General features: G+C 72.8%; 7 protein-coding genes. 4 read left to right on the top strand and 3 right to left on the bottom strand.

Annotated features, from left to right (window positions below; translation table 11 throughout):
• The 3 genes from F6X53_RS24715 to yddG form a co-directional block, all read left to right on the top strand.
• On the top strand, window positions 1-816 hold an 816-nt coding region (locus F6X53_RS24715; protein ID WP_151003297.1), incomplete at its 5' end, for an acetyl-CoA C-acyltransferase.
• Window positions 817-1,047: 231 nt separating this feature from the next.
• The gene (gene phbB, locus F6X53_RS24710) at window positions 1,048-1,776 is read left to right on the top strand and encodes an acetoacetyl-CoA reductase (RefSeq protein WP_151003295.1); all 729 of its coding nucleotides are present in this window, start codon (window positions 1,048-1,050) and stop codon (window positions 1,774-1,776) included.
• 63 nt (window positions 1,777-1,839) lie between these two features.
• The gene (yddG, locus tag F6X53_RS24705; RefSeq protein ID WP_151003293.1) at window positions 1,840-2,718 is read left to right on the top strand and encodes an aromatic amino acid exporter YddG; all 879 of its coding nucleotides are present in this window, start codon (window positions 1,840-1,842) and stop codon (window positions 2,716-2,718) included.
• A 6-nt stretch (window positions 2,719-2,724) separates the two neighbouring features.
• Here the strand turns inward: yddG and F6X53_RS24700 are convergent, their stop codons facing one another.
• From F6X53_RS24700 to F6X53_RS24690, 3 genes are read right to left on the bottom strand one after another with little or no spacing between them, the layout of a single operon-like run.
• A complete protein-coding gene (locus F6X53_RS24700) occupies window positions 2,725-3,171 on the bottom strand; it encodes a cupin domain-containing protein (RefSeq protein ID WP_151003291.1) in 447 nt (148 codons plus the stop codon).
• A gap of 39 nt (window positions 3,172-3,210) precedes the next feature.
• Window positions 3,211-4,116, bottom strand: coding sequence for a hypothetical protein (locus F6X53_RS24695; RefSeq protein WP_238297807.1), 906 nt, complete (start codon window positions 4,114-4,116; stop codon window positions 3,211-3,213).
• Window positions 4,113-4,409 carry a hypothetical protein gene (locus F6X53_RS24690; protein WP_191970982.1) on the bottom strand — a complete coding sequence of 99 codons (297 nt, stop codon included), beginning with the start codon at window positions 4,407-4,409 and terminating at the stop codon, window positions 4,113-4,115. The genes F6X53_RS24695 and F6X53_RS24690 overlap by 4 nt, the downstream gene beginning before the upstream one ends.
• A 256-nt stretch (window positions 4,410-4,665) precedes the next feature.
• On the opposite strand from F6X53_RS24690, the gene F6X53_RS24685 reads away from it, so the two are divergent.
• A complete protein-coding gene (locus tag F6X53_RS24685) occupies window positions 4,666-7,569 on the top strand; it encodes a phosphoenolpyruvate carboxylase (protein ID WP_238297806.1) in 2,904 nt (967 codons plus the stop codon).
• The last annotated feature ends 93 nt before the right edge of the window (window positions 7,570-7,662 follow it).

Below are 7,662 nucleotides of genomic sequence, written 5' to 3'. Positions count from 1 at the left end.
TCGCCCCACGCGCAGTATCTGCGCGGCGGCCAGAAGATGGGCGACGTGAAGCTCGTCGACACCATGATCAAGGACGGCCTCTGGGACGCCTTCAACGGCTACCACATGGGCACCACCGCCGAGAACGTGGCGCAGGCCTTCCAGCTCACCCGCGAGGAGCAGGACGCCTTCGCGACCCGCTCGCAGAACAAGGCCGAGGCCGCCCGCCGGGAGGGCCGGTTCAAGGAGGAGATCGTCCCCGTGACGGTGCCGGGCCGCAAGGGCGACGTCGTCGTGGAGAACGACGAGTACATCCGCGACGGCGCCACCGTCGAGGCGATGGCCAAGCTGAAGCCCGCCTTCTCGAAGGACGGCACCGTGACGGCCGCCAACGCCTCGGGCCTCAATGACGGCGCCGCCGCGATCGTCCTGATGTCGGCCTCCGAGGCCGAGCGCCGGGGCATCACGCCGCTGGCCAAGATCGTCTCGTGGGCGACCGCGGGCGTCGACCCGAAGGTGATGGGGACGGGCCCGATCCCGGCCTCCCGCAAGGCCCTCGACAAGGCCGGCTGGAAGCCCGCCGACCTCGACCTGATCGAGGCGAACGAGGCCTTCGCGGCCCAGGCGCTCGCGGTCAACAAGGACATGGGCTGGGACGACGCGAAGGTGAACGTCAACGGGGGCGCCATCGCCATCGGCCACCCGATCGGAGCCTCGGGCGCCCGCGTCCTCGTCACCCTGCTGCACGAGTTGAAGCGCCGCGACGGCAAGCGCGGCCTCGCCACCCTCTGCATCGGCGGCGGCATGGGCGTCGCCATGTGCATCGAGCGGCCCTGAGCCGAGACGGCCGGGCGCCCGGGGGATCCGGGCCGGCCCTCGGGATGGGCCCGGCGAAAAACCGCTTGAGGCCGCCGCCAATTTAATTGGCGTGCGGTCGCGCCCCGCGGCAGGCACATTCCTGCATCCGCCGCCTTCCCCTCACAGGCGGCAGCGCGTTCCGCGGCGTCGCGGCTGCGGAGCGCCTTCGATCCCACGCAAGACTTCGACAAAAAACGACTGGAGGAAATCATGACTCAGGAACGCGTCGCCCTCGTCACGGGCGGAACGCGCGGCATCGGCGCCGCCATCTCGAAGGGCCTCAAGGCCAAGGGCTACAAGGTCGCGGCCAATTACGGCGGCAACGACGAGGCGGCCAACGCCTTCAAGGCCGAGACCGGCATCCCGGTCTTCAAGTTCGACGTCGGCGATTTCGCCGCCTGCGAGGCCGGCATCAAGGCGGTCGAGGCCGAGGTCGGCCCCATCGACGTGCTGGTCAACAATGCCGGCATCACCCGCGACGGCGCCTTCCACAAGATGACCTTCGAGAAGTGGCAGGCGGTCATCCGCACCAACCTCGACTCGATGTTCACCTGCACCCGGCCCCTGATCGAAGGCATGCGGTCGCGCAATTTCGGCCGCATCATCCTGATCTCGTCGATCAACGGCCAGAAGGGCCAGGCCGGCCAGACCAACTACTCGGCCGCCAAGGCGGGCGTCATCGGCTTCGCCAAGGCGCTGGCCCAGGAGAACGCCAACAAGGGCATCACCGTCAACGTGATCGCGCCCGGCTACATCGCCACCGACATGGTGATGGCGGTGCCCGAGGACATCCGCAACAAGATCATCGCGACGATCCCGACGGGCCGCCTCGGCGAGGCCGAGGAGATCGCCCGCGCGGTCGAGTATCTGGCGGCCGAGGATTCCGGCTTCATCACCGGCTCGACCCTGACCATCAACGGCGGCCAGTACATCGCCTGAAGACCCTGGGGCGAGGCGCCTGACGCCTCGCCCTTCGCCGGCCGGCATGCTAGCGGCCGGCCCATGACCTCCCGCACCGCCACGCTCGTCGGATCCGGCGCGATCCTGCTCTGGTCGCTCCTCGCCCTGTTCACGGCGGCGTCGGGGGCGGTGCCGCCGTTCCAGCTCGCCGCCATGACGTTCTGCCTCGGCGGGCTCCTCGGCTGCGCCAGCTGGCTGGTGCGGCCGGCCGGGATCCGGGCGCTGCGCCAGCCCTGGCCGGTCTGGGCGCTCGGGATCGGCGGGCTGTTCGGCTACCACGCGCTCTACTTCACGGCGCTCCGCCTCGCGCCGCCCGCGGAGGCGGGCCTCCTCAACTACCTCTGGCCGCTCCTGATCGTGCTGCTCTCGGCCGCGCTGCCCGGCGAGGCCGGCCTCAAGCCCGCCCACATCCTGGGCGCGCTGCTGGGGCTCTCGGGCGTCGCCGCCCTGTTCGCGGGCCGGGGCGACCTGCAATTCGAGGCCGGGGCGCTGCCCGGCTACGCGGCCTCCCTGGCGGCCGCCTTCGTCTGGGCGGGCTACTCGGTGCTGTCGCGCCGGGTCGGGGCCGTCCCGACCGATGCGGTGGCGGGCTTCTGCCTCGGCACGGCGGCCTTGAGCCTCCTCTGCCACCGCGCCTTCGAGGTGACGGTCTGGCCGCAGGGCCCCGGGCCGTGGGCGGCGCTGATCGCCCTCGGCCTCGGGCCGGTCGGGGCGGCCTTCTATCTCTGGGATGTCGGGGTGAAGCGGGGCGACATCCGCCTCCTCGGGATCGCGTCCTACGCCGCCCCCGTGCTCTCGACCCTGATCCTGGTGGGAGCCGGCTACGCGCCCGCGACGCCGGCTCTGGGCGTGGCCTGCGCGCTCATCGTGGCGGGCGCCCTCGTGGCCGCGCGGGCCGCGCGGCCACGAGGGCGCCGCTGAGGCGCGTCATCCGCGCGGGCGCGGGCGCGGGCGCCAATCGGGGGGCGCCATCTCGAAGCCCTCGAACCGGAAGGCCGGCGAGACCGTGCAGCCGACGAGCGTCCAGGCGCCCAGGCTGGTGGCCGTCTGCCAATGGCCTTCCGGCACCACGATCTGCGGGTGCTGGCCGCGGGCGAGATCGGGCCCGAGATGCCGGGCGGTGGCGTCGTGCCCGTTCGGGCTCACGGTGAGCACCAGGGGCGCCCCCGCGTGCCAGTGCCAGATCTCGGTGGCGTCGACCCGGTGCCAGGCCGAGACATCGCCGAGATCGAGCAGGTAATAGATCGCGCTGCCGACCGAGCGGCCCTCGACCGTGCGCGGATCGCGAAAGGTCTCGCGGTAGAAGCCGCCCTCGGGATGCGGCGCGAGCCGCAGGGCGGCGATCACCGCGGCGGCCGTCATCGTGCCGGACATGGTCGCGTTCTCCTGGCTCAGCCCCGGCGGGTACCCCGCCTACTCGCCGATCGCCCCCTGCGGCAGGCTGAAGCCGGGCGGCGCCTTCGGGGCGGCCTTGGCGGCCGGCTTTCCGGCGGGGGCGCCGGCCTCGCCCGTCCGGCGGGCCGCCCGGGCTTCCTTGCCCTTCGGTTCCTTGCCCTTCGCCTCGGGAGCCGCCTTGACGGGAGGCGCCTCGGTGCATTCGCGGAAGCCGAGCCGGGCCAGGGTCTCGCCGGCCTCGGACACGATGGTGATGGGGTCCGGCAGGGCCGGGAGGGCGGCCTCCCAGCGGATCGGCGCCCCGACCTGCGCCTCGAGGGCGCCCGGCGCCGGCCCGCGGCGCAGGGCCCGCAGGTCCGGCCCATAGGCGGTGGCGGCCTTGCCGGCGATCGTCACCTGCAGGACCTCGCTCACTTCCGGGGTGAGCGGCCGCAGCGGATTCTCGATCTCGGCCCGGCCTTTCCGCGTCACCCAGAGGGCGAAGCCCTTGTCTCCCTCGTAGCGGGCGGCCTGAGCTCCGCAGACCGGGCTCGGCATCGCGGCGTTGAGGCCGGCCGGCGGAGCCACGGGAACCGGGGCGGGCTCCGGAGCCGGCCTGGCCGCGGCCTTGGGCGTCTCCGGCTTCGGCTCCGCTTTGGGAACAGGCTTGGGCTTGGGCGCAGGCTTGTTGACAGGCTTGGGCGCAGGCTTGGGCACGGGCTTGGGCTTCGCCGCGGCCTTGGGCTTGCCGGCCTGGGCGGGGGGCGCCTCGGCCGCGGGCTCGGACGCTTCCGGGGCCGCGGGCTCCTGCGCGCGGGCGCTCCCGGGTGCCAGGCCCGGAAGCGCAAGAATCGCAAGAATCAGCGTCGCAAGAATCAGCGTTGCCCGGGTGCGGGACGCGATCAGGAGGGACGCGGCGAGGGCGGAACGGTCGGTCGGCGTCATCGTGTCTCGCTCGGGCTCCGGCCGGCGGCATCAGGCATCGTCCCAGCGATCCTGCGCGGCGGATCGTCGGCACCCCGCTCCGCCATCCGGCCCGGCTCGATCGGTTCGAGGTCGAGAATCTGGACCGTGCGGTCGATCGGGCTCTCGGACCGGCGCATCGCGCCGATGAGCATCTCGGTGTCGTCGTCGTCGAGCTCGTTCGGCATGCGCATCGGCGCGCGACGGCCGCGCTTCGTCATCGAGACGACCGTGACGCCGGCGATCGCGCAGGCCACCACGGCCGCAAGGATCATGAGGGTTTCCATACGGGGACCAGCGTTACCCCATGGCAGGCCCGGTTGCATCCGGTTTGGTCGTGCCCGGTCTCCGCGCGGGAACGAGCCGGCGATCCGGGATCGCGGCGGAACCCGGCCCGGCATCGGAACGGTCCTTGCGTCGCGGGCCCGGTCCGTCGAGAAGGCGGGCGAGCCGGACCGCGGACGCGCCTGCCTGCCGAACACCCGGCGCGGTCCTGGCGGGCCCGAAGCCTGTCCCTGCGCGAGATGTCCCATGCCCGAAGGCCGATCGATGCGAACGGACGACCAGAGCCGCAACCCCGACGAGCTGGAGCAGCACCTCCTCGGCCTGATCGAGGCGTCCCGCGAGCAATCGAGCGAGGATCCGTTCCGCAACCCGGTCCTCGCCGTGACGCTGGCGATCACCCGCCGCTTCGACCGGGGCGAGATCAACGCGGCCGATCTCGAGGCCCTGTTCGTGCGCCTGCGCGAGCAATCCTTAAGCGCGCGCGCCGAGCGCCTGCGCGGCTATGTCGGCCTCGATGCGGGGACGGACCTGGCCGCCGACACCGCCATGCCGGCCCGCCTCGTCGCCGCGATCCCCCGGCGGGCGGGCGATCTCGAGACCCTGCGCGACCTCGTCGGGCGCACCGCCTTCGCGGTGGTCTTCACCGCCCACCCGACCTTCGGCATGCCCAAGGCCGTGGCGGCCCTGATCGCCCAGGCCGCGAGCGAGGCGGAGCCCGACGCCCGCGCGCCGATCGTCGCCAAGGCGGCCGCGCTCTCGACCCGGCCCGACCCCGTCATCACCCTCGACGACGAGTTCGAGCAGGCCTGCATCGCGGCCAATCACGGCCGCAACGCGCTGGACGCCTTCAACGGCGCCCTCCTGGACGCCGCCCGCGAACGCTGGCCCGACCGCTGGACGGAGCTCGTCCCCAAGCCCTTCGCCATCGCCTCCTGGGTCGGCTGCGACACGGATGGGCGCACCGATATCGGCTGGTGGGACACCCTGCGCTACCGCCTCGAATCGAAGCGGATGCAGCTCGACCGGGTGATGCGCCAGCTCCCCGACATCCCGGCGACCGGGGTGGTGCGCGAACTGACCCAGGGCGCCCTCAGCGCCGTCAACCGGCAGCTCGCGGTGGCGCCGCGCCTCGGCACCCAGCCCTCGCTGGAGGCGGTGCACCGCTTCGCGCTCGCCCTCATCATCGAGCGCGAGCGGGCCCAGACCGATGCGGGCGCGATCCTGGCCGGGCTCGCGGGCGCCGTCACGGCGGCCCCGGACGAGGCCGACCGGCGCACCATCGCGGTGTTGCGCTCCGGCATCGCCACCCACGGCCTCTCGAACGCCCTGCCGCATTTCCGGCTCAACGCCAGCCAGATCCACAACGCCGTGCGCCGGGTGATCGACCTCGACGGCGAGCCCACCGACGCCGCCCAGCGCCGCTCGCACCTCTCGACCATCCACACGCTCCTCAACGACGTCCGCCCGGTGGCGGTGGATTTCGGGGCGCTCGCCGCCGAGCGGGCCTCGGCCGCCCGCCTGATGATGACGATCACCCAGATCCTCAAGCACGTGGACGGCACCCACCCGGTGCGCTTCCTCATCGCCGAGACCGAGACGGGCTACACGCTGCTGGCCGCCCTCTGGCTCGCGCGCCATTACGGCATCGCCGACAAGGTCGAGATCACGCCCCTATTCGAGACGGCCTCGGCGCTGGAACAGGGCATCCGGGTCCTCGACGACGCCCTGCGCAACCCGCATTGGCGCCAGTACCTCAAGCGCATCGGGCGCCTGACGGTGCAGTTCGGCTACTCGGATTCGGGCCGCTATGTCGGCCAGCTCGCCGCCACCTTCTGGATCGAGCGCCTGCGCCTGCGCCTGACCGAGCTCCTGGTCCAGAACGACCTCGCGGGCGTCGAGCTCGCGATCTTCGACACCCACGGCGAATCGATCGGCCGCGGCGCCCACCCGACCTCGCTGCGCGACCGCCTCGCCTACCTGGCTCCCGAGGATGCGCGCCGCCGCAACCGGGGGGCCGGCATCCCGGTGCGCCTCGAATCGAGCTTCCAGGGCACGGACGGCTACCTGTTGTTCGGCACGCTCCCGCTCGCCACCGCGAGCGTGGCGCGGATCGCCGAGCACGTCTTCGCCCTCGACGTCGCGGAGGACGACGCCTTCGCGGATTACGTCCTGTCGGAGCCGAGGGCGGGGGCCGACGAGACCGACGACCCGATCTACGGCGAGGCGGATTTCGCCGCCGAGTTCTTCACGGTGGCGCGCCAGGACATGGAATCCCTCGTCGACGACGTGGGCTACGCCGCGCTCCTCGGCACCTTCGGCCCGAGCCTGATCGACCGCACCGGCTCGCGCCCGGTCGCCCGCCAGTCGGATTCGGGGGGGCCGGCCATGATCACCCACCCGCGCCAGATGCGGGCGATCCCCAACAACGCGATCCTGCACCAGCTCGGCTATCTCGCGAACTCGCTCCACGGCATGGGCCGCGCGGCGGGCCGCGCGCCCGACCTGTTCCGCGACATGCGCCGCGACTCGGTGCGCTTCTCCCGCGCCTTCCGCCTCGTCCAGCACGCCGCCGCCGTGAGCGATCTCGACGTGCTGCGCGCCTATATCGACACCCTCGACCCGGCCGTCTGGCTCGAGCGGGCGCGCCGCACCCAGAAGGACGGCCGCCGGGACGAGCTCGTCGTCATCGCGGGGGCGCTGGAGCGCCTGAACCTCGCCCCCTCGCTCCGCCGCCTGTTCGGGCGCCTCACCACCGACTGGCTCAGCCTGCAGCAGGCGGCGCCCGACCTGCGCTCGATGTCGGTGCGGCTGACCCTGCTCCACGCGATCCGCCTCGCGCTGATCCACCGGATCTGGTTCCTGGCGGTCCACATCCCGGGCTTCCGCCCGCAGGCCGGCGTCACCCGCGACCAGCTGCTGGAGCGCTTCCTGCGCCTCGACATCGAGGGCTGCCTCACCCTCCTCGACGAGATCTTCCCGATCACCCCGGACCCGACGCTCGGCCTCAATTTCGGCGAGCCCGCCGGCCCCCGGGACGTGGGCACCTACGAGGCCGAGCATTCCGGCCTGTTCCAGCCGATCCGCCGGATGTTCGTGCAGGTGCGCGAGATCTCCGGGATGATCCAGCACGAGGTCGGGGCCTTCGGCTGACGCGGCCGGCCCCTCCCGGTTCGACGCCCTCGGCGAGGCGGGCCGGCTTCGCGCCAGCGCCGCCGGAACCGGGTCCCGGCGCGAGAGCCTAGC

The sequence above is a fragment of the Methylobacterium soli genome, assembly GCF_008806385.1.
GTDB classification, from domain to species: domain Bacteria; phylum Pseudomonadota; class Alphaproteobacteria; order Rhizobiales; family Beijerinckiaceae; genus Methylobacterium; species Methylobacterium soli.
The sequence above is the reverse complement of the archived record's forward strand: the minus strand, read 5'-3'. Positions and strand labels throughout refer to the sequence as shown.

Coding starts and splice junctions, on each gene's coding strand:
- phbB (WP_151003295.1), top strand. CDS start 1,048: ATGACTCAGGAACGCGTCGCCCTCGTCACGGGCGGAACGCGCGGCATC.
- yddG (WP_151003293.1), top strand. CDS start 1,840: ATGACCTCCCGCACCGCCACGCTCGTCGGATCCGGCGCGATCCTGCTC.
- F6X53_RS24700 (WP_151003291.1), bottom strand. CDS start 3,171: ATGTCCGGCACGATGACGGCCGCCGCGGTGATCGCCGCCCTGCGGCTC.
- F6X53_RS24695 (WP_238297807.1), bottom strand. CDS start 4,116: ATGACGCCGACCGACCGTTCCGCCCTCGCCGCGTCCCTCCTGATCGCG.
- F6X53_RS24690 (WP_191970982.1), bottom strand. CDS start 4,409: ATGATCCTTGCGGCCGTGGTGGCCTGCGCGATCGCCGGCGTCACGGTC.
- F6X53_RS24685 (WP_238297806.1), top strand. CDS start 4,666: ATGCCCGAAGGCCGATCGATGCGAACGGACGACCAGAGCCGCAACCCC.